This window comes from Mumia sp. (assembly GCF_028803055.1).
Taxonomy (GTDB): domain Bacteria; phylum Actinomycetota; class Actinomycetes; order Propionibacteriales; family Nocardioidaceae; genus Mumia.
The window spans coordinates 1-20,232 of record NZ_JARBCJ010000039.1; the positions used below are offsets into that span (position 1 = coordinate 1).

The window sequence follows — 20,232 nt, forward strand, 5'->3', positions numbered from 1 at the left end:
GCGCCGGGCGCGAACCCGAGCACGCCCTTGGCAGTCGCCGCCCAGATCCAGCCCCGACGGTCGACAGCGACGTCCCGCACGCCGCCCGCAGGCTGCCCGGGGACCTGGTCCACGAGGATGACACCGACGTCCTCCTGGTCCGTGGCCCCCGGCGGGTACAACCACAGCTCGTTCGCCGTGGCCACGACCAGATCACCCCTCGGCGAGACGGCCAACGCTCGGGAGTAGGTCGGAACCCAAAGGCGCCTCAGAGGGTTCGTCCCCGAGAAGCGCGGGCCATACGTGAGGACGTTCGCCTCGCCCTCGATGATGGACCTGAGCATGTAGGTGTTGCCCGAGCCATCCGACGCCAGGTCGATGTCCACCTCGTCTCCTGCGGGCCCCGGAGCCACGACGTGAGACGGACTGACGTTGCCGTCTGCACGGGGACCGAAGACGCGTACGCGGTCGGAGAGCGCCCGGGCGACGAACGTCGTCGCGTCGGGAGCGATCCCCACCGCCTGAGCGTTCTCGACCTGGGCGCGCGAGCCACCGATGACCCGGCCCGGGCCGTAGTCGACGGTGTCTGCGTCCGCGGCGCTCGCTCCTGCCATGGTCACACCGCCCGCGACGAGCACGATGCTCCCCGCGGCGGCGATCGATCGTCTTGTCCTCATTCGTCTTCCCTCCCCCTACCGAACCCGGAACTTCTTGACGGCCTTCGGGCTCCAGCCCTTCGCCGTCTTCGCCCGCACCGTCACCGTGAGCTTCCCGCGACGCAGCGCCGACTTCCGCACCGTGTACGACCGCCGGCCAGGCTTCAGCGACTTCGCCCGCAGCACCTTCGAGCCCTTGCGGATGACGACCCTGTACTTCTGCACCGCACGGCCACCGTCGTACGACGGCTTCTTCCACCGCACGGTCCGCTTCGCGGCCGCACCTTTGCCGGTCACACGGACCGCCCGCACCTTGGACGGCCGTGTCGGGAACAGCGTTCGCCACACGCCGATCGACCGCTTCCCGATCGACGTCACCATGTCGCCCCTCGCGCCCACCGAGAGCCCAGGGCGACGCGTGCGGGGAAGCGGCACGTTGAGCACCTTCAGCGGAGCGACGTCTCCGTTCGCTGAGGGCGCGAAGACGCTGACACGGCCTTGCTGCAACGCGTACACTCGACCGGCCGCGTCGACGCGAGGCAGGGCTCCACGCGGGCTAAGCCCTGTTCGGGGGCCGTCGATACGCACCGCTGGAGCGACGTTTCCCCGAGCGCCCGGCGCGAACGCAACAAGAGCGGAGGACGAGATCTTCGAGGCCCAGACTCGCCCGTCGGGGCCTACGGCGAGCTGGTGTCCCTGTTCCGGGCCAACCAGTCCCGTCGCCGGTCCCTTGATCACGCGGATCGGCGTCGCTCTCCCACGGGCATTCCGGCCGTACACCTCGATCGCGTCACCGTCCCATTTGAGGATGGCGACCTCACCGGTGGGCGAGACCGCCATCGACCCTCCCACGTCGTCGACGATGAGCCTGCGGAGCGGTGCGCGCTTGGCGAACCGCGGCGCATACACCTCGATCTCCGTGTAGTCGTCGTTCGGTGCCACCACGTAGACCCGACCGGCCGCATCTACCGCGAGGCTGCTTTCCGACTCGGACGAGGCGTTGGGCACCTTGCTCACGCGCAGCGGCTTGGCGTTGCCGCGCGCGTCGCCTGCGAACACCCGTACCGAAGGAGGGCTCGTCCTCATGGCGTACGTCGTGCCGTCGGGCCCGATCGCGAGGTCCTGGGCGTCAGCGACCTTCGCCCGATCCCCCCCGATGACGCGCGGCGGTGTGTCCACCGTGTCCGCCGACGCGGACAGGGAGCCGGCGAGTACGAGGCCGCCGGCCGTCATGACCGCCGCGGTAGCGGCGGCAGCTAATCGTGAGATGCGCATGGTGCGCCCTGCTTTCGTCGTTGGAGTGAGGTGTGACCGTTTACGCGTGCGTCGAGCAGCAGACGCCTAGGCCCGACGGCGGCGCGTCACACCGGACACCGCGAGGGCCACCACGGTCACGAGATAGACCTGCCCGATCAGCGCCTCCAGCGCCGCCAGGATCTTGCCCGTGTCCGTCACCGGCGAGAGATCGCCGAAGCCTGTCGTCGTGATCGTGATCAGGCTGAAGTAGAAGTAGTTCACCGCGTCGTCGTCGGCCCCGCCTTGGGCGAAGAAGCCTCCTTGCACGATCCCCACCACGGAATACGTACCGGCGAAGGCGATCCCCAGGAGGACGTAGACCGCGATGACACCGAGGACGATGTGCACGTCCAACGACGGGTCGCGGAGGACGTGCACGCCGATCGTCGTGATGGTCGCGAGGCAGAGCAGGATGACAGTGATCGAGTAGACGGAGACGGCCGTCTCGCTGTCGAAGCCCTGAGCGCCGCCCGAGACGACGACAGCGACGGCAGCCAGCACCGCCGAGGTCACCATCACCGAGCGGCGCGCTCCCGAGGTCCTCTGCGCGAAGAGCAGCACCGCGCCGAGCAGCGCGGTCACCAGCGGACGCAGCGCACTGCTGTCGACGGGGACCAGCAGGATGACGACGGCGAGCAGAGCGAGCACGATGCCGTACCGGTCCCGGCGTGTCCCCCGCCCATGCCCGTCCACGACACGTGAGCCTAGGGCTCGCCGCCGTCATCCGCAGTGCCTATGTCTCGCCGGTGCTACCGCGTGACCGTGAAGGTCAGCGGCGTGCCCGGGCCGTATCCCTTGCGGTTCCGTGCCTGGACGACGACCGTGCTCGTCCCAGCAGGCAGGGTGCTCCGCTTCAGTGTGTAGGAACGTCGCGATGCCTTCAGCCGGGCGACCTTGACCGTCCGGGTCCCCTGCTTGACCGTGACGCGGTAGCGGGTGACGCTCGCGCCACCGTCTCCCAGCGGCCGCGCCCAGCGCACGACCCGGTTGGTCGCCGTCGGCGATCCTGACACCGAGACTCCCCGCGCTGCCCACGGCACCGTGATCGCCCGCAACCGCGGATAGACGGTGATCCTGTTGTTGCCAGTGACGGCGACCTTGCCCGTACGACTGACCGAAAGGCCGTCGACGTGGCCGTGCCGCCGGTTGCTGACGACGAGCTGAGGCGTGGCCTCGCCCGTCGCGCTAGGACCCAGGATGTAGACGTGGCCCGAGTGCAGACCGATGTAGGCACGCCCCGCACGGTCGAAGGCGAGCGGCTCCGGCTCCCACAGGCCCGCTCCGGGCCAGTCGGCGGTGATCCTGCGCTCCGGCGCCACGTTGCCGTTCGCACCCGGCGCGAAGACGGAGATGAACTCTCCCTCCCCGAACGTCGCCCAGATGCGACCGTCGACGTTCATCTTCACGTCGATCACCCCGCCGAGCTCTGCCTTGTCACCGGCAATCTGGCGCACCGGCTTCGCCGTGCCCGAGGCCGAGCGGCGGTAGATCTTGATGCCGTTCGAGCCCGCGACCATCAGCCGGTTGTCCGGTGTCATCGACACCGAGCCGACAGCCATCCCAGTACGCAGCACACGAATCGGCCGCACGTTGCCGCGTGCATTCTTGCCGAAGACGAGGACACGCTTGTTCCCGTTGGCGACGTAGAGACGCCCCACGGAGTCACGCGCGATGCCACGAGGCTCGAAGATACGGCTCCGCGCTCCCCGAAGGGAGTACAGCGGACGCGCTTTGCCGCGGGCTCCTGCCCGGTAGACCACGACACGATCACGGTGGAAGTCGGCCGCGTACGTCCGTCCGGACGCGCTGAGGTGCACGTCCCAGGGCGGCTTTGCCCCTGCCTTCGTACCGATGATCGTCCGCTCAGGTCGGACGCTGACCGGGTCGCCCGGTGCTGCCTCGGCAGGAGCGCTGACCAGCAGACCACCGGCCAGCGCCGCACTGGCGGCGATGCCGACGAAATGAGTTCTTCTCATGGTTCCTCCTACGTCCGCACGTCCTGGAGGATCTCCTCCGAGGGGGGGTTTGGACGTGATGATCCCGCTTGTACGACGGGTGCCCGGCATTCTTGGCTGCCGACTTCGGCCTCCGCAAGGCAATTCGAGTGACATCGAAATGGCGGAGCCGGCTCCCGAGAGCCAGCCCCGCCACTGCGGACCGTGCGGACCTACTTGCGCACGCGGAACGACTTCTTGGCGTTCTTGCCGAAGCCCTTCGTGTTCTTGGCCTTGATCAGCACGACGTTCTTGCCGTTGCGCAGCTTGGAGCGCTTGATCTTGTACGACCGCTTGCTCGCCCCGAAGTTCTTCCTCAGGAGAACCCTGTTGCCCTTCTTGACGACGAGCCGGTAGCCGGTGATCCTTGCGCCGCCGTTGTTGGCGGGTGCCTTCCACGAGACCTTGCGCGTCTTGGCCCTCTGCTTGCCGGCGACCTTCAACGCCCGCGGCTTGCCCGGGACCTTGACGACCGGGGCCGGCTTCGGGAAGAGCGTTCGGAACTCGAGGACGGACGGTCCGCCGAAGTTGGCGACGGTCAGTCCTCCATCACCGGCCACGGAGAGATGCCCCGGGCTGCTGAGCTGTGTCGCCGGTCCGCCGAGGACCTTCAGCGGAGCCACGTTGCCTTCCGCGGACGCCGAGAAGGCGACCACCGTGCTGACGGCGTTGAAGTTCGACGCATAAACACGTCCCTTGGAGTCGGTGCCGATCCCGACGATGGGTGCCGCGAGCTCCGTCTTCGCCCCGGAGATCGTCCGGAGCGGCGTCGCGCCGCCGTTGGCGTTCGACGCGTACGCACGCAGCGCCGCGCCGGCGTCGGCCCAGGTCGCCCCGTTGCTCGTGACGTGCACACCGTTGCCCGCGGGCAGGCCAGTGATCTGACGCGTGGTTGACGCCGGGTTGCCTGCCGCGGCCGGCGAGTAGACGTTGATGGTCGTCGCCTTGCGGACGAAGATGCTGCCCGTCGGGCCGATGTCGAGGCCCAGGGCGGCGCCCGCGCCGGTCCCGAACGTCTTGACCGGTGCGTCGCCGGTGTCGGCGTCCGGCGCGAAGACCGAGACGAGACCGTTGTTGTTGGCGACGTACGTGAACCCGTTGGTGTCGACGTCGACGCCACGCGGAGAGTTCAGCCCACTGTTCATCGTGCGGATCGGCATCGCCGCGCCGTTAGCACCGGCGGCGTAGACGACCACGTTGTTCTGACCGAAGTTGGCTACGTAGGTTCGCCCTCCGACCTTGGCCAGGCCGAACGGGCTGGTGGTGGCGCCGGTGATCTTGCGTACCGGAGCGGTGTTGACGTCGTCGGCCGAGGCCGTCGGCGCAGTGGCGACAAGGGTGCCGCCGATGAGTGCGCCTGCGGCCCCGAGGCCGACCACGCGGATCGTTCTGTTCATTGGAATCTCCCCCTTCGCGTTCCACCGTGCGCGCGCAGGGGGTCACGGCACTCAGATTTGTTCGGCGGGCAGAGGCGTGCCGGTCGCGCCAGCGCGGCCCAGGATGTCCGTTGCGCGATGGTCGTCCCCCACCCCGTCGACGAGGATCGCGACCGAGTCGGAGTTCTCTGTACGCAGCGGCAGGATCGCCTGGTACGGGTCTGACTCGTACCAGCGCGTCGCGTGGTCATGGTCGGGGAAGGCGATGATGACGATGTCGCCCGGCCACTCGCCTTCCAGGGTGCGCACGTCGGCTCCGTGCACGAGGAACCGGCCGCCGTACGGGGCGAGCGTCGCGTCGATCCGCTCCAGGTACTCGACGATGTCGGGTCCCATCGTGATCTCGCGAATGTGGGCGATTGCGTAGGCAGTCATCAGTGATCCTCTCGGTAGGTGAGGCTCCGAGCCTGCTTGACGGGACGGGCACGAGTCGATGACCTCTGAGGTCATGGGGTTGACATCTGGCGCGACTGGGCCGCACTCTAAAACCAATCAGTTATAAAACAGATTGGTTATGGCGAATGACGGACGACGAGCTGGACGCCGTGTTCGGGGCCCTCGCGGACCCGACCCGCCGCGCGATCCTCGGGCGGCTCGCCCACGGTGACGCCAGCGTCAACGAGCTCACCTCGATGTTCGCGATGTCGCAGCCGGCGGTGTCGCGGCACCTCAGGGTCCTCGAGCGGGCTGGCCTGGTGTCTCGTACGCAGCAGGGGACCATGCGGCTCAGCCACCTCGAGGCGGCACCGCTGAAGGAGGCGACCGACTGGATCGCCGACTACCGCGCGTACTGGGAGGACAGCTTCGCCCGCCTGGACGCACTCCTCGCCGAGGCCGACGCCATCGACTCCGAGCCACCGTCTGCCACGTCCTGACCGATCACCGAGACCCTCAGGGGGAACCATGTCCGACCTCACAGTCACGGCAACGCCCGGCACCTCGACCATCGAGTTCAGCCGGACGTTCACCACGACGCCCCAGCGTCTGTTCCACGCCAACGTCGACGACGAGTGGCAGAAGAAGTGGCTCGGCCCCGACAGGCTCGAGACCGAGATCATCGTCAACGAGGTCCGCGACGGCGGCCGCTGGCGCTGGCTCCAGAGGGAGCCCGACGGCAACGAGTACGTGTTCCGAGGCGTCTACCACGGTGAGCCCTCGGTCGAGAACGGCATCACGCGCACGTTCGAGTTCGAAGGGATGCCCGGTCACGTGTCGCTGGAGACCCTCCGCTTCACCGACCTCGGCGACGGCCGGACCCGGATGGACGCTATCAGCGCGTTCGCCTCGGTCGAGGACCGCGACGGGATGGTCGAGTCCGGCATGGAGGGCGGGATGGAGGAGGGCTTCGTCCGCCTCGAGAAGCTCCTCGCCGACTCCTGAGACTCCGCCCCCGATGTGATGGGTTCCGCACCCTTTCCGCAGAAGATTCGGTGCACAACCCGTCACATCGGGAAAGCGGGCGGCGGCACTAGGCTGGCGGACGTGGCAGCGTTCGCATCAGACAACTACGCCCCCGCCCATCCCGCGATCCTCGAGGCGATCGCTGCGGCGAACGACGGGCACGCGGTCTCCTACGGCGAGGACCGGTGGACGGCACGACTCACCGAGCTCGTACGGCACCACTTCGGCGACCAGGCCCAGGCGTATCCCGTGTTCAACGGCACCGGCGCCAACGTCGTCTCCCTCGGTGCTCTCCTCCCCCGTTGGGGATCGGCGATCGTCACCGACGTCGCGCACCTCCACACCGACGAGAACGGCGCCCCCGAGCGTGTCGCCGGCATCAAGCTGCTCCCGGTCGCCGCGCCGGACGGCAAGATGGTCCCGCAGTCCTTCGGCGAGTACACGATCAACCTCGGCGACCCGCACCGCGCACAGCCGCTGGCCGTGTCGCTGACGCAGTCCACCGAGCTCGGCACCGTCTACTCGGCCGACGAGGTCCGTGGCCTGGTGGACACCGCGCACGCCTATGGGATGAGCGTCCACGTCGACGGGGCACGGATCGCGAACGCCGCCGCGCACCTCGGCCTCTCGCTCCGCGCGCTCACCACCGACCTCGGCGTCGACGTGCTGTCGTTCGGCGGCACGAAGAACGGCATCCTCCTCGGCGAGGCGGTGGTCGTCCTGAACCCGGGCGCAGTCCACGGGATCGAGTTCATCCGCAAGATGTCGATGCAGCTGGCGTCGAAGATGCGGTACGTCTCCGCGCAGCTCGCCGCACTCCTCGATCCGGAGCGCGATCTCTGGCTCGCGAACGCGACCGCAGCCAACGCCCGGGCGACGCAGCTGCGCGCCGGCGTCGACGCGTTGGCCGACGAGCTCGCACGGGACGGACGTGTACACGAGTCGGGGGCGCCGCTGCTGCACGTCGCGAACCCGACCCAGGCCAACGTCGTCTTCGCCACGCTTCCGCGGGCGGTTGCCGACGCGGTACGGGTCGAGCACCCGTTCTACGACTGGCGCGCGGGATCCCACCCGGACCTCGTCGAGTCCCGGTGGATGTGCTCGTGGGACACCACCGAGGAGGACGTCGCAGCATTCCTTACGGCGTTGCACAAGGCGTTCGGATGACGCAGCCCCGCGTCGAGATCACCTACTGCACGTTGTGCCAGTGGCTGCTTCGCGCGGGATGGATGGCCCAGGAGCTGCTGAGCACGTTCGGGACCGAGCTCGGCTCGGTGACGCTCGTGCCCGCGACCGGAGGCGTCTTCCGGATCACGGTCGACGACGACGTCGTGTGGGACCGCGCCGTCCACGGCGGCTTCCCGGACGCGGCGGAGCTGAAGCGCCGGGTCCGGGACCACATCGATCCGGACCGACCTCTCGGGCACGCGGACCGCGATCGATGAGCGAGCCGCCTCTCCCCCGGCCGGACGACTCCGTCCGCTGGTCCCTCGAGGTGCGTGATGCCGACAGCGACGAAGTGCTCGCGGCCATCCAGCCGGCGCTGGTGCTGCCCACGGCGAGCATCGGCAAGCTCGTGCTGCTCGTCGAGGCGGCACACCAGATCGCGACCGAGCGGATCGATCCCGCCGAGCAGCTCAGCCGCAGCGCCGACGACTGGGTCGCCGACTCGGGCCTCTGGTATCGGCTCGCCACCGACACGCTGCCCGTCACCGACGTGTGTGCACTGATCGGCGCGGTGAGTGACAACCTGGCGACCAACGTCCTGCTTCGTCGTCTCGGTCTCGACACCGTGACTGCCACGGCGGAACGCATCGGGATGCAGCGCAGCCGGCTCCTCGACCGGGTGCGCGACGACCGTGGGCCCGAGCACCCGCCGGCCCTGTCCGTCGGCTGCGCCACCGACCTCGCCGGCTTCTGTGCGGGTCTGCACCGTCGCGAGATCCTCTCGCCCGGGATCAGCGAACGGGTCAGCGGATGGCTCGCGGCGAACACCGATCTCTACATGGTCGCGAACGCCTTCGGGCTGGATCCGCTCGCGCACACCGATCCGGACCGCGGCATCGTGCTCTGGAACAAGACCGGCACGACCTCCGACGTGCGAGCCGACACCGGAGTGGTCTCGGGTCCCGCCCAAACCGTCGCCTACGCGGCCATCGCCGAGTGGAGCGACGGCGCCGAGCCGTCCGTACGCGACCACGTCCTGCGCGCCATGAACGCCCTGGGCACCTGGCTGCGCGAGGTGGTCACCGACGACCGCGGCGTGTCGACCCAGTAGGGCTCGGGCTCAGTAGATCGGGACGTAGATCGTCTCGCCTGCCGTGACCTCGCCCGCGCTCGTCAACGAGTTGAGATCGGCGATGTCCTTGACGGTCGACCGGATGTCACCCTCGGGGTTGGCCTCTGAGGCGAGGTCCCACACGGTCTGCCCTGGCTCGAGCGTGACCACGCGACTGGGGACGGGCTCGGCCTGCTCGGAGGTCGCGATGACCCGCGCACCCAGAGCCACGGTGAGGCCGGCGATCGCGATCAGGGCTGCGATGAAGACGACGAACCGACCACGGCGGGTCAGGCGGTAGCCCGATCGACCGCGGGTGCGGTCGGCCGGCTGCTGCCGACGAGGCCGAGGCCCGGGCCGCGGGCCTGGTCGCGGAGCGGACCGACGGTCGCCGCGCATCCCCCGGCCCGCCGGGTGCCGCTCGATGCAGCGCATCAGCGGCGTGTCGATCGCGACGACGGTGCGGTCGGCGACGGGACGCTCGAGGGTGCTGCGGACGGTGCTCATCGTGTCCTCCATCTCTCGGACTCGTACGGTCTGCCGACCGAAGCGAGGCGGCGGATCAGCTCGTGCATCCGGACCGGAAACCGAGCGGGTTGCCGAACGTGCGTTCGATCGAACATGTGTACGAACCTAATCACACCGACCGACAGAATTGGAAGGACCGTTCGAACATGCTTTCGACGTGTCCGCCAGATGGGCGCCTGAGGACGACTTCATCACGACACGCCGACACGATCGAACATATGTTTGATCACACCGGCGCCGCGGTCTAGTGTCAGGGCCATGACGAAGGCCGAGGTTTCCGAGCTCCCCGACGGACCGCCGGACGCGAGCGGGCTGACTCCGCGTCAGCGCCGCGTCCTCGAGATCATCCGCGAGTCGCTCGAGCAACGCGGCTATCCGCCGAGCATGCGCGAGATCGGCGCGGCCGTCGGTCTCGCCAGCGTCTCCTCCGTCGCTCACCAGCTCAAGGTGCTCGAGCGCAACGGCTTCGTCCGCCGCGACCCCAACCGCCCCCGCGCGATCGAGGTCTTCCTGCCCGACATCCTCGCGGCGCGCCGGTCGATCGGTGACGCGGTCGACTTCGGCTTCGACGAGACGGGCGCGGGCGACTCCCGCCCGGAGCCCGCGTTCGTCCCGATGGTCGGCCGGATCGCCGCCGGCGGCCCGATCCTCGCCGAGGAGCGCGTCGAGGAGGTCATGCCCCTCCCCCGCACGCTGGTCGGCGAGGGCACGCTCTTCATGCTCGAGGTGCGCGGCGACTCGATGGTCGAGGCGGCGATCTGCGACGGAGACTACGTCGTGATCCGGCAGCAGCCGACCGCGGAGAACGGCGAGATCGTCGCCGCCCTTCTCGACGGAGAGGCCACCGTCAAGACGCTCCAGCGCAAGGACGGCAAGGTCTGGCTCCTGCCGCACAACCCGGCATACGACCCGATCGACGGCACCGACGCCACCATCCTCGGCAAGGTCACGACAGTCATGCGGCGGGTCTGACCCGCGCAGGCGAGACCAACCTCGTCGAGACCCGCGCAGGCGAGACCGTCAGCGGCTGCGGCGCTCAGGACGCTCCGGCGTCCAGGCGCCGCAGCGCGCCGAGCACGAGCTCGCGGTCGACCGTACGCCACATCGGCGGCATCGAGGACGCCAAGAAGCTGCCGTACCGCGCGGTGGCCAGTCGTGAGTCGAGCACGGCGACGACGCCCTTGTCGTCGGCGCGTCGGATCAGGCGCCCCGACCCCTGCGCCAGCAGGAGCGCGGCGTGGGTCGCGGCGACCTGCATGAAACCGTTGCCGCCGTGCCGCTCCACGAGCCGCTGCCTCGCGCTCATCAACGGGTCGTCCGGGCGGGGGAACGGGATGCGGTCGATGATCACCAGCTGGCACGTCTCCCCCGGCAGGTCGATCCCCTGCCACAGGCTGAGCGTGCCGAACAGGCACGTGCGCGGGTCCTCCACGAACCGCCTCGCCAGCTCGGGGAGCTGCGCGTCACCCTGACACAGAACCTCGACGTCGGGCATCCGCTCGCGCACGGCCTCGGTAGCCGCCTCCGCGCCGCGCCGCGACGAGAACAGCCCGAGCGTGCGCCCACCGGCGGCTCGCACCAGATCGACGATCTCGTCCAGGGCCGCGGCACCCATCCCGTCGCGTCCCGGCGGAGGGAGATGCCGCGCGACGTAGAGCATGCCTTGCTTGGCGTAGTCGAACGGCGACCCGACGTCGATCGCACGCCAGGCGTACGACGCCGGTGACCCGTCGCCGTCATCGTCCCCGCCGCTGTCACCGCGACCGCCGGACGCGCCCTCCTCCGTACGGTCGGACGCCCACAGCCCGACGCTGCGCGCCACCGGGTCGAATCCGCCGCCGAGCTTGAGCGTCGCACTCGTCAGCACGACGGTGTTCTCGGCGAACAGCTTGTCGCGGAGCGTGAGCGCGACGTCGACAGGTGCGATCCGCAGCTCGTTGCCACCCCGGGCACCCTCCCGCTCGGCCATCCACAGCACGTCGGCCTCGGAGGCCGCAGCCATCCGCTCGGCGACCTTGCGCACGTCGTCGACCATCGCCTTCGCCTGCTGCCGGGCGGCGTCACCGTCGCCGGAGTCCTTGGGCTCCTTCGGCATCGCCGAGTGACAGTCCCGGGCGGCGTCGCGCACGAGGCTCAGCGCGTCGGCCAGCTGGTCCGACGGCGAGGCGATCCGGCCGGGCGCCGTCACCTCCAGCGCCTCGCGGAGAGCATCCGAGGCGTCCTCGAGGTCATCGGCCTCGCGCCCACGGACGTACGAGCGGGCGCGGCGAGCCGCCCGCTCCACCGATGGCGGGGCGAGCTCGGCGGTCGACGCCTGGGTCACCCGCGCGACGAGCTCGTGCGCCTCGTCGATGACCACGGTGTCGTACTCAGGGAGCATGGGCACCCCGTCGATCGCGTCGATCGCGAGCAGGGCGTGGTTGGTCACGACGAGTTCGGCGCCGGCCGCATGGTCGCGGGCCGCCTCGGCGAAGCACTCCATCGCGTACGGGCAGCGCGACGCGCCGAGGCACTCCCGCGCGTGGACGCTGACCTGCCGCCACGCCCGCTCGGTGTGCGACGGCGCGGCGTCCCGGTCGCCGACGCCTCCGCGGTCGGACTCCTCCTCTGCCCAGGCACGGAGCGTCACGACCTCCTCCCCGAGCGACCCGCTCGGTGCCTCGATGAGCACACCTTGGTCGTCGGGCGCTCCTTCGCGGATCCGGTGGAGGCACGCATAGTTGCCGCGACCTTTGACCACGGCGGCACGCGGCGTGCGCTCGAGCACCGCGCCTGCCCCGTCGAGGAGGGCGGGGATGTCTCGCTCGACGAGCTGGTGCTGGAGGTTGAGCGTCGCGGTCGCGACCACCACGCGGCGATCGTGGAGAAGGCTCGGAACGAGATAGCCGAGCGACTTGCCGGTGCCGGTGCCGGCCTGGACGAGCAGGTGCTCACCTCCGCTGAACGCGTCGGACACCGCCTCCGCCATCTCCACCTGGCCCGGCCGCTCGACACCACCCACCGCTGCGACGGCGGCGTGGAGCACCGCACGCAGCTTGGCGTGGCGACCGGGGTCGGCGGTCGCGAGGGGCGGGTCCGAGATCGACGAGGTCACCGACGCAGCCTACCGAGAGCACGGCCGCTCACGGCCGAGCGACTCACAGGCCCCCGGCAGCGCGACACCCCCGATGTGTGGCCCGCGTCACCATCCGGTAACAATTGGACACCCACCGCGACTAAGCGCTTGCTTAGTTCCCCCGAATCGGTAGCGTTCGCCGGGCAACACCGCCATGTGTCCGGGGTCACACCACCGTCCCCGGCCGCACGACACTGCACCTCGGAAGGACTCGCATGACCCCTCCCATCGAGCCCACCCCCGAGCCCCCACCAGGGGGCTCACCAACCGGACCACCCACCGCCTCGACGGATGCCTCGACAGATGCCTCGGCGGACTCCTCGACCACGGCCTCTGCGGAGTCCTCGCCCGCCGCGGACGGCTCCGTCACGAACGACGGCCGATTCACCGCCGAGGGCGTGACCGTACGGTTCGGTGGCCTCGTTGCCCTGGGCGACGTCGGCCTCACCGTCGAGCCCGGACAGGTCCACGGCGTGATCGGCCCGAACGGCGCCGGCAAGACCACCTTCTTCAACGTCTGCTGCGGGTTCGTCCGCCCCGACTCCGGCACGCTGACGTGGGAGGGCCACGAGCTCACCCGCCTCCGGCCGCACGACCTGGCAGGTCTCGGCATCGCCCGGACGCTCCAGGGCGTCGGGCTCTTTGCCGGCATGAGCGCCCTCGAGAACGTGATGACGGGCGCGGGGGTCCGTTCGGAGAGCGGCTTCGCCTCGGCCGCCCTGGGGCTGCCTCGGGGACGCCGTGACGAGAAGGCGCTTCGCGAGCGGGCGATGCAGGCCCTCACCGACCTCGGCGCCGCACACCTCGCGCCCCGTTATCCCGGGATGCTGCCCTACCCGGAGCAGAAGAAGGTCGCGCTCGCCCGTGCCCTCGTGGCCGAGCCGCGTCTCCTGCTCCTCGACGAGCCTGCGGCTGGGCTCTCCGAGGGCGAGATGGACGAGCTCGGCGACCTCGTCGGGCGCCTCACCGGCCGCATGTCGGTGCTCCTCGTCGAGCACCACATGGACCTCGTCATGCGCATCTGCAACACGATCACGGTCCTCGACTTCGGCGAGGTCATCGCCCGCGGGACGCCCGCGGAGATCCAGGACGACCCTAAGGTCGTCGCCGCCTACCTCGGTGCGGACGTGACCGGAGGCAGCGAGATCGACACGGCGTCGCTCCCGACCACCCCTGCCGGCGCCGCCGCGAAGGAGGGCTGAGGCATGCTCACCCTCACCGATCTCACCACCAGCTACGGGCCGGTTCGTGCGCTCGACTCCGTCGACATGACGGTCGAGGCCGGTCGGATCACCGCGGTCCTCGGCGCCAACGGCGCCGGCAAGACGTCGCTCCTGCGGACGATTTCCGGCCTCGTACGCCCCGCGGCGGGCACCGTCACGCTGAACGGCACGGACATCACCGGGGCTCCCGTGGAGTCGATGGTCCACCGCGGCATGGCGCACGTCCCCGAGGGTCGCGGCGTCATCGCCGAGCTGACCGTCGAGGAGAACCTCCGCCTCGGCGCCCGCGGGGCCGCCAAACGACCGAGCGACACCCCGGCTCCGGTCCGTACGCTCGACGACGCCTACCAGCTGTTCCCGGTGCTCGGGGACCGGCGGAGTGCACAGGCGCACACGCTCTCGGGCGGCGAGCGCCAGATGCTGGTCATCGCCCGCGCGCTGCTCTCCCGGCCGACCCTCCTGCTGCTCGACGAGCCGTCTCTGGGGCTCGCGCCCCGGATCGTGGCGCAGATCTTCGACCTGCTCCGCACGCTGGTCGCCGACTCGGGCCTCACCGTGCTCCTCGTCGAGCAGAACGCCCGCAGTGCCCTGTCCATCGCGCACACCGGTGTCGTGCTCAACCTCGGCAAGGTCGTCGTGACCGAGTCCGCCGAGGTCCTGCGCAACGACGCCACCCTGCGCCACTCATACCTCGGGTTCTGAGGAGGACACCATGAACGGCGACATCCAGAAGCTCCTCAACATCCTGCTCAACGGACTCACCCAGGGCATCGTGATCGCTGCCTTCGCGCTCGCTCTCGTGCTGATCTTCCGGTCGACCCGGATCATCAACTTCGCCCAGGGCTCGCAGGCGATGTTCACCACGTACGTCGCGCTGACGCTGCTCAACCGCGACTTCCCCTACTGGGCCGCGTTCGCCATCGCTCTCGCCGCCGGCTTCCTCATCGGGGCCGTGCTCGAGCGTGTCGTCATCCGCCCGCTCGAGGGCGGCATGGAGCTCAACATCGTGATCGCCACGCTGGGCCTGTACGTCGCGATCCAGGCGCTGGCTGCGATCCTCTTCGGGTCGGACTACCAGTCCTTCCCGTCGCCCGTCGGAGTCAACGGCTTCCAGGTCGGTGACACGAACCTCGCGCTCACCCCGACGAGCATCTTCATCCTCTGCACGGTCGGTGTGGTGGTCGTCGGCCTCACGCTCCTCTTCCAGAAGACGCAGCTCGGCCTCACGATGCGTGCGGCGGCCTTCGACGGAGAAGTGTCGCGCATCCTCGGCGTCAAGGTCTCCCACCTGCTCACCTTCGGGTGGGCGCTCGCCGGCCTCGTCGGCGCCGTGGCGGGCATCCTGGTCGCCAGCGGACAGTTCATCTATCCGAGCTACATGGAGACGCTCATCGTCTTCGGCTTCATCGCCGCGGTCATCGGCGGCCTCGACAGCCCGGTCGGCGCGGTCGTCGGTGGCCTCCTCCTCGGCCTGGTGAACTCCCTGGTCTCCGGGTACGTCGCCTCGGGTCTCGTCACCCTGGCCGCGTTCGTCCTCCTGATGGTCGTCCTGCTCCTCAAGCCGGGCGGTCTCTTCTCCAGCACCAAGACCAGGAGGGTCTGATGTCGACCGACAGCACCACCAAGCGCCTGCTCGACCTCAACCTCACCCGCAACCTCCTCATCAGCCTCGCGGTCCTGGTCGCGGGCATGCTCCTGCTGGAGTCCACCGACCGCTACACCAACACGCAGCTCTCCTCGCTCACCTACTACGCCATCGCGGCGATCGGCCTGACCGCCCTCACCGGCCTCAACGGCCAGATCTCGCTGGGCCACGGGGCGCTGATGGCCGTCGGCGCCTATACGACCGCGCTGATGCTCGACACGGAGACGCCGTTGCCGTTCCCGGTGGTGGCCCTGGTCGCCGTCGTGGTCACGTCGGTCGTCGGGTTCGTCGTCGGCATCGGCGCGGCACGGCTGCACGGGCCGTACCTCGCCGGCGCCACGCTGGCGCTGGCGGTGGCTCTCCCGAGCGTCGCCCTCTACTTCAAGGGCACCTTCAACGGCGAGGTCGGCCTGACCGTCGCGTCTCCGCGACCGCCGGAGTGGTTCGTGTCGTTCATCGACGCGGTGTCCGGCGAGTTCGCGACGTCGTCCAAGTACGTGGCCTACCTCGGCCTGATGTGCCTGGTCGTGGCCCTCTTCTTCGCACTCAACCTCCGCCGGTCCAAGATCGGACGCCACTGGCGTGCCGTTCGTGACCAGGAGGTCGCCGCAGAGATCGCCGGCATCAACCTCGGCCGTACCCGGGTGCAGGCGTTCGTCATCAGCGCCGCGTACGCCGGCCTGGCCGGCGCCGTGATGGCGATCGTCGTCCGGCTCGCCGCGCCGAGCGCGTTCACGATCGTCCTCTCGCTCTCGGTGCTCACTGCCGCGGTGATCGGCGGTCTCGGCAGCATCACCGGCGCGTTCATCGGCGCCGCGGTGCTGGTGTTCCTTCCTCCGTGGGTGACCTCGCTGTCGACCGGCTCGGGCCTGTCGGACACCCAGGCCGCACAGATGTCACCCCTGATCTACGGCATCGTCCTCATCCTCGTGATGCTCCTCGCACCTGGAGGAGTGATGGGGACTCTCTCGACGGCATGGCGGCGTGCACGACTGCGCCGTCCCAACCCTGCAACACCCACCCAGAAGGGATGAGATCCATGGCTCATCAGCCCACATCGGCGCGCCGGAGTCGCCGGCTCGTACTCGGAGCCGCGCTGGCTGCCTCCGCACTGGTCGTCGCTGCGTGCGGCGGCGGCGGAGACGGCGGCGACTCGAATGATCCCGGTCTGACCGAGGACTCGATCAAGATCGGCGGCCACTTCCCGCTCACGGGTGTCGCAGCACCCGGCTACAGCGAGATCCCGCTCGGCCACAAGGCGTACTACGACTTCGTCAACGCCAACGGAGGTGTCAGCGGCCGCGACATCGAGTTCATCGCGAAGGACGACGGCTACAACCCTGCCAAGACGTCCGAGGTCGTCAACGAGCTCGTGCTCAAGGACGAGGTGTTCGCGATCGTCGCCGGTCTGGGCACCCCCACCCACCAGGCGGTGACCAACTTCCTCAACGCCGAGGGCGTCCCCGACCTGACCGTCTCCTCCGGCTCCCTCCTGTGGGACGACCCGAAGGAGAAGCCGATGACCTTCGGCTGGCAGCCCGACTACGAGTCGGAGGGCAAGGTGATCGGCCAGTACATCGCCGAGAACCTGCCCGACGCCAAGGTCGGTGTCTTCGGTCAGGACGACGAGCTCGGCGAGGACGGCACCCGCGGTCTCGAGCAGTACATCGCCGACCAGATCGTCTCCAAGGTCACGTACGTCCCCGGCAACACCGACGTCGGTCCGCAGATCGCCGAGCTCCAGAAGTCCGGCGCCGACGTGGTCGTGGGCTTCAACGTGCCCTCGTACACCGCTCTCTCGCAGCTCGTCTCGATGAAGCTCAACTACAAGCCGACCTGGTTCTACACCAACGTCGGCTCGGACTCGGGTCTCGTCGGGTCGCTCCTGGAGGAGTTCTCCAAGGGCGCGATCAAGGGCAGCAGCCCGCTCGCCGGCGTCTACACGACGACGTACATGCCGCAGGCCTCCGAGCCGGACAACGAGTGGACCAAGCTCTGGCAGAAGGTCTGGGACGAGTACGGAGACGGCTCGCCGCTGACCAACTACAAGGTGTACGGCATGTCGCAGGCGTTCACGCTCGTCGACGCGCTGAACCGCGCGGGCGACGACCTGAGCCGTGAGTCGATCGTCGAGACGTTCGAGCAGGACGGCTCCAAGCTGAGTGGCCCCAACTACGTGCCGTTCCGCTACTCCGAGGACCGTCACGCGGGCATCGGTGGCCTGAAGCTGGTCCAGATCCAGGCCGACGGCACGACCGCCGACAAGACGCCGGTCCTCCAGACCGACGTCGGTGACGCGGAGATCGAGGAGTTCACCGGAGACGTCGGCACGCCGCCGGAGTCGGGCATCCCGGGGAGCTGACCTCCCGCAAGACTGGCTGTGCGCTGGGCACCGATCCTGGAGGGGACCGAGGTGCTCAGCGCACAGTCGCGTCAGGCGTCAGGCGAACGACCCGTCAGGCGAAGGGCCCCTCAGGCGTACTCGGCGACGGCGCCCGCGAGCTCGTCGTGCACCCGGGCGACGACGTGAGTGCCGTGGGCGGTGTGCTCGAGCGTGTCGATCTCACCGTGGAGGTGGATCTGGTTGAGCAGGTCGCCCCGGTCGTACGGGAGGACCACGTCGATCTTGACCGCCGGCTGAGGGAGGTCGGCCTCGACCGCGGACAGCAGCTCGCCGATGCCCTCGCCGGTGCGGGCCGACACCACGACGGCGTGCGGCTCGCGGGCCAGCAGGCGCGACACGACCATCGGGTCGGCCGCGTCGGCCTTGTTGATCACGATGATCTCCGGCACGTCCAGCGCGCCGATCTCGGCGAACACCTCGCGCACCGCCGTGATCTGGCCCTCCGGGTCGGGGTGCGAGCCGTCGACCACGTGCAAGACCAGGTCGGCGTCGGCGACCTCCTCCAGCGTCGAACGGAAGGCCTCGACGAGCTGGTGAGGAAGGTGCCGGACGAAGCCGACGGTGTCGGAGAGTGTGTACTCGCGTCCGTCGGAGGTCTCCGTACGCCGGGTGGTCGGGTCCAGGGTCGCGAACAGCGCGTCCTCGACCAGGACCCCGGCGCGCGTGAGCCGGTTGAGCAGGCTCGACTTGCCGGCGTTGGTGTATCCCGCGATCACGACACCGGGCACCTTGTTGCGCTGGCGCGTCGCGCGCTTGGTGTCACGGGTCTTGCGCATCTCGGTCAGCTCGCGCCGCAGCTTGGCGATCCGGTCGTTGATGCGACGGCGATCGGTCTCGATCTTGGTCTCACCGGGACCGCGCGACCCGATGCCGCCACCGTCGCCACCGACGCGGCCGCCGGCCTGACGAGACAGGTTGCCGCCCCAGCCGCGGAGGCGCTGCTTCATGTACTGGAGCTGCGCGAGCTCCACCTGTGCGCGACCCTCGCGGGACTTGGCGTGCTGGGCGAAGATGTCGAGGATCAACGCCGTACGGTCGACGACCTTGACCTTGGTCCGGTCCTCGAGGTTGCGCAGCTGACTGGGTGCGAGCTCTCCGTCGCAGATCACGGTGTCGGCGCCGGTCGCCTGGACGATCTCGGCGAGCTCCTCGACCTTGCCTCGGCCGACGTACGTCGCCGGATCAGGCCGCTGACGGCGCTGGACCATGGCGTCGAGCACCTCGGAGCCGGCGGTCTCGGCCAGCAGCTTGAGCTCGGCGAGAGAGTTCTCGGCATCGGTGGCCGAGCCGTCTGTCCACACGCCGACGAGAACGACCCGCTCGAGCCGCAGCTGGCGGTACTCGACCTCGGAGATGTCCTCGAGCTCGGTCGACAGGCCGGCGACGCGCCTCAGCGAGTTGCGGTCGGCCAGGTCGAGCTGGTCACCGTCGTGGGTGTCGAGGTCGATGGGCTCGAAGCGCTCCACCGGATCGACAGAGTCCACCGACGGCACGTCGGTAGCGGTGTCGGCGAACTGGTCAGTGGGGTTTTCGTTCTGTGCAGTCATCTGATCCTTGCAACGTCGGCGGTGGCCTCGATCATCCCAGCCAGGTGAGATCCCCGCGAGCAATTATGACGGCCGGTCCGGCGAGTACGGCGTGCCCGTCGGCCTTCCAGGTCACGTGGAGCGTGCCGCCCGGCACGTCGACCCGGTAGGTGACGTCGCCGCCGTCGGCGGGATCGGCCCCGTCCGTCGCTGCCGTCGCCAGAGCCGCCGCGACCGCCCCCGTGCCGCACGAGCGGGTCTCGCCCGCACCCCGCTCGTGCACCCGCATCGCCACATGACGCGGGCCTCGCCGCGCGACGAACTCGATGTTGACGCCCTCGGGGAAGACCGCCGGGTCGTACTCCGGCTCGACCAGAAGCGTGCCCGCCTGACCGAGGTCGTCGACGAAGGCGACGGCGTGCGGGTTGCCGACGTCGACCTGACGGGCGGCGCGGGCGGTCCCCTCAGCGACGACCTTGGACTCCCCCTGCAGACGCGGGACACCCATGTCGACGGCGATGGCGACGCCGTCGTAGGTCACGACCTTGATGCCGTCCCGGGTTGCCACCGGCACAGGGACGGACGAGTCGACGAGCCCTTCCAGGGCCAGGTAGCGCGCGAAGACCCGTACGCCGTTGCCGCACATCTCGGCGATCGACCCGTCCGCGTTGCGGTAGTCCATGAACCACATCGCCTCGCCCCGCGCCGCCACCGCGGCGGGGTCCTCGGTCGCGTCGGTCCGCACCACCCG

At 69.5% G+C, this 20,232-nt stretch carries 21 protein-coding genes; 11 read left to right on the plus strand and 10 right to left on the minus strand.

The genetic code is table 11. The annotated features are described in order from the left end of the window. The 6 genes from PV363_RS05925 to PV363_RS05950 all read right to left on the minus strand — a co-directional run. On the minus strand, positions 1-656 hold a 656-nt coding region (locus tag PV363_RS05925), incomplete at its 3' end, for a hypothetical protein (RefSeq protein ID WP_301021883.1). A 15-nt stretch (positions 657-671) separates the two neighbouring features. Beyond that, positions 672-1,910: a fibronectin type III domain-containing protein gene (locus tag PV363_RS05930; protein WP_301021884.1), complete on the minus strand. Its 1,239-nt coding sequence runs from the start codon at positions 1,908-1,910 to the stop codon at positions 672-674. Positions 1,911-1,976: 66 nt separating this feature from the next. Further along, entirely contained in the window at positions 1,977-2,624 is a 648-nt protein-coding gene (locus PV363_RS05935; RefSeq protein WP_301021885.1) for a potassium channel family protein, read from the minus strand. Positions 2,625-2,680: 56 nt separating this feature from the next. Then, positions 2,681-3,907 carry a fibronectin type III domain-containing protein gene (locus PV363_RS05940; RefSeq protein WP_301021886.1) on the minus strand — a complete coding sequence of 409 codons (1,227 nt, stop codon included), beginning with the start codon at positions 3,905-3,907 and terminating at the stop codon, positions 2,681-2,683. A 191-nt stretch (positions 3,908-4,098) separates the two neighbouring features. Continuing rightward, positions 4,099-5,322, minus strand: a complete 1,224-nt coding sequence (locus PV363_RS05945) for a hypothetical protein (RefSeq protein WP_301021887.1) — start codon at positions 5,320-5,322, stop codon at positions 4,099-4,101. Between the two features lie 51 nt (positions 5,323-5,373). After that, positions 5,374-5,736: a DUF1330 domain-containing protein gene (locus PV363_RS05950; RefSeq protein WP_220347004.1), complete on the minus strand. Its 363-nt coding sequence runs from the start codon at positions 5,734-5,736 to the stop codon at positions 5,374-5,376. Positions 5,737-5,882: 146 nt separating this feature from the next. On the opposite strand from PV363_RS05950, the gene PV363_RS05955 reads away from it, so the two are divergent. The 5 genes from PV363_RS05955 (at position 5,883) to PV363_RS05975 (ending at position 9,040) form a co-directional block, all read left to right on the plus strand. Next, a complete protein-coding gene (locus tag PV363_RS05955; RefSeq protein ID WP_220341412.1) occupies positions 5,883-6,236 on the plus strand; it encodes a metalloregulator ArsR/SmtB family transcription factor in 354 nt (117 codons plus the stop codon). A 28-nt stretch (positions 6,237-6,264) separates the two neighbouring features. Continuing rightward, entirely contained in the window at positions 6,265-6,741 is a 477-nt protein-coding gene (locus tag PV363_RS05960) for an SRPBCC domain-containing protein (RefSeq protein ID WP_220341411.1), read from the plus strand. Between the two features lie 102 nt (positions 6,742-6,843). Further along, positions 6,844-7,929: a beta-eliminating lyase-related protein gene (locus PV363_RS05965; protein ID WP_301021888.1), complete on the plus strand. Its 1,086-nt coding sequence runs from the start codon at positions 6,844-6,846 to the stop codon at positions 7,927-7,929. After that, positions 7,926-8,207 carry a SelT/SelW/SelH family protein gene (locus PV363_RS05970; protein ID WP_220365313.1) on the plus strand — a complete coding sequence of 94 codons (282 nt, stop codon included), beginning with the start codon at positions 7,926-7,928 and terminating at the stop codon, positions 8,205-8,207. The genes PV363_RS05965 and PV363_RS05970 overlap by 4 nt, the downstream gene beginning before the upstream one ends. After that, positions 8,204-9,040, plus strand: a complete 837-nt coding sequence (locus PV363_RS05975) for a serine hydrolase (protein WP_301021889.1) — start codon at positions 8,204-8,206, stop codon at positions 9,038-9,040. Before PV363_RS05970 ends, PV363_RS05975 begins: the two co-directional genes overlap by 4 nt. Before the next feature lie 9 nt (positions 9,041-9,049). On the opposite strand, the gene PV363_RS05980 is transcribed toward PV363_RS05975, so the two are convergent. Continuing rightward, complete coding sequence (locus PV363_RS05980; RefSeq protein ID WP_220347000.1) at positions 9,050-9,547, minus strand: hypothetical protein; 498 nt, start codon at positions 9,545-9,547, stop codon at positions 9,050-9,052. A 279-nt stretch (positions 9,548-9,826) separates the two neighbouring features. Here PV363_RS05980 and lexA point away from each other — a divergent pair, with 279 nt between their 5' ends. Next, positions 9,827-10,540, plus strand: coding sequence for a transcriptional repressor LexA (lexA, locus tag PV363_RS05985; protein ID WP_220341406.1), 714 nt, complete (start codon positions 9,827-9,829; stop codon positions 10,538-10,540). Positions 10,541-10,604: 64 nt separating this feature from the next. Here lexA and PV363_RS05990 read toward each other — a convergent pair whose 3' ends face one another. Continuing rightward, a complete protein-coding gene (locus PV363_RS05990) occupies positions 10,605-12,662 on the minus strand; it encodes an ATP-dependent DNA helicase (protein ID WP_301021890.1) in 2,058 nt (685 codons plus the stop codon). Between the two features lie 236 nt (positions 12,663-12,898). Between PV363_RS05990 and PV363_RS05995 the strand changes: the two genes are divergently transcribed. Genes PV363_RS05995 through PV363_RS06015 form a run of 5 tightly spaced genes read left to right on the plus strand, consistent with a single transcriptional unit; the run spans position 12,899 to position 17,913 of the window. Further along, positions 12,899-13,885, plus strand: coding sequence for an ABC transporter ATP-binding protein (locus PV363_RS05995; RefSeq protein WP_301021891.1), 987 nt, complete (start codon positions 12,899-12,901; stop codon positions 13,883-13,885). Between the two features lie 3 nt (positions 13,886-13,888). Then, positions 13,889-14,608 (plus strand): ABC transporter ATP-binding protein, encoded by a 720-nt coding sequence (locus PV363_RS06000; RefSeq protein ID WP_220365316.1) that lies wholly within the window; start codon positions 13,889-13,891, stop codon positions 14,606-14,608. A 10-nt stretch (positions 14,609-14,618) separates the two neighbouring features. Then, positions 14,619-15,509, plus strand: coding sequence for a branched-chain amino acid ABC transporter permease (locus PV363_RS06005; RefSeq protein WP_255559239.1), 891 nt, complete (start codon positions 14,619-14,621; stop codon positions 15,507-15,509). After that, positions 15,509-16,585 carry a branched-chain amino acid ABC transporter permease gene (locus PV363_RS06010; RefSeq protein ID WP_220341403.1) on the plus strand — a complete coding sequence of 359 codons (1,077 nt, stop codon included), beginning with the start codon at positions 15,509-15,511 and terminating at the stop codon, positions 16,583-16,585. Before PV363_RS06005 ends, PV363_RS06010 begins: the two co-directional genes overlap by 1 nt. 5 nt (positions 16,586-16,590) lie before the next feature. Next, complete coding sequence (locus PV363_RS06015; protein ID WP_220341402.1) at positions 16,591-17,913, plus strand: ABC transporter substrate-binding protein; 1,323 nt, start codon at positions 16,591-16,593, stop codon at positions 17,911-17,913. Positions 17,914-18,023: 110 nt separating this feature from the next. On the opposite strand, the gene hflX is transcribed toward PV363_RS06015, so the two are convergent. Continuing rightward, positions 18,024-19,502, minus strand: a complete 1,479-nt coding sequence (gene hflX, locus PV363_RS06020) for a GTPase HflX (RefSeq protein ID WP_220341401.1) — start codon at positions 19,500-19,502, stop codon at positions 18,024-18,026. A 31-nt stretch (positions 19,503-19,533) separates the two neighbouring features. Continuing rightward, positions 19,534-20,232: diaminopimelate epimerase (dapF, locus tag PV363_RS06025; RefSeq protein ID WP_301021892.1), on the minus strand; the 699-nt coding region annotated here is incomplete at its 5' end.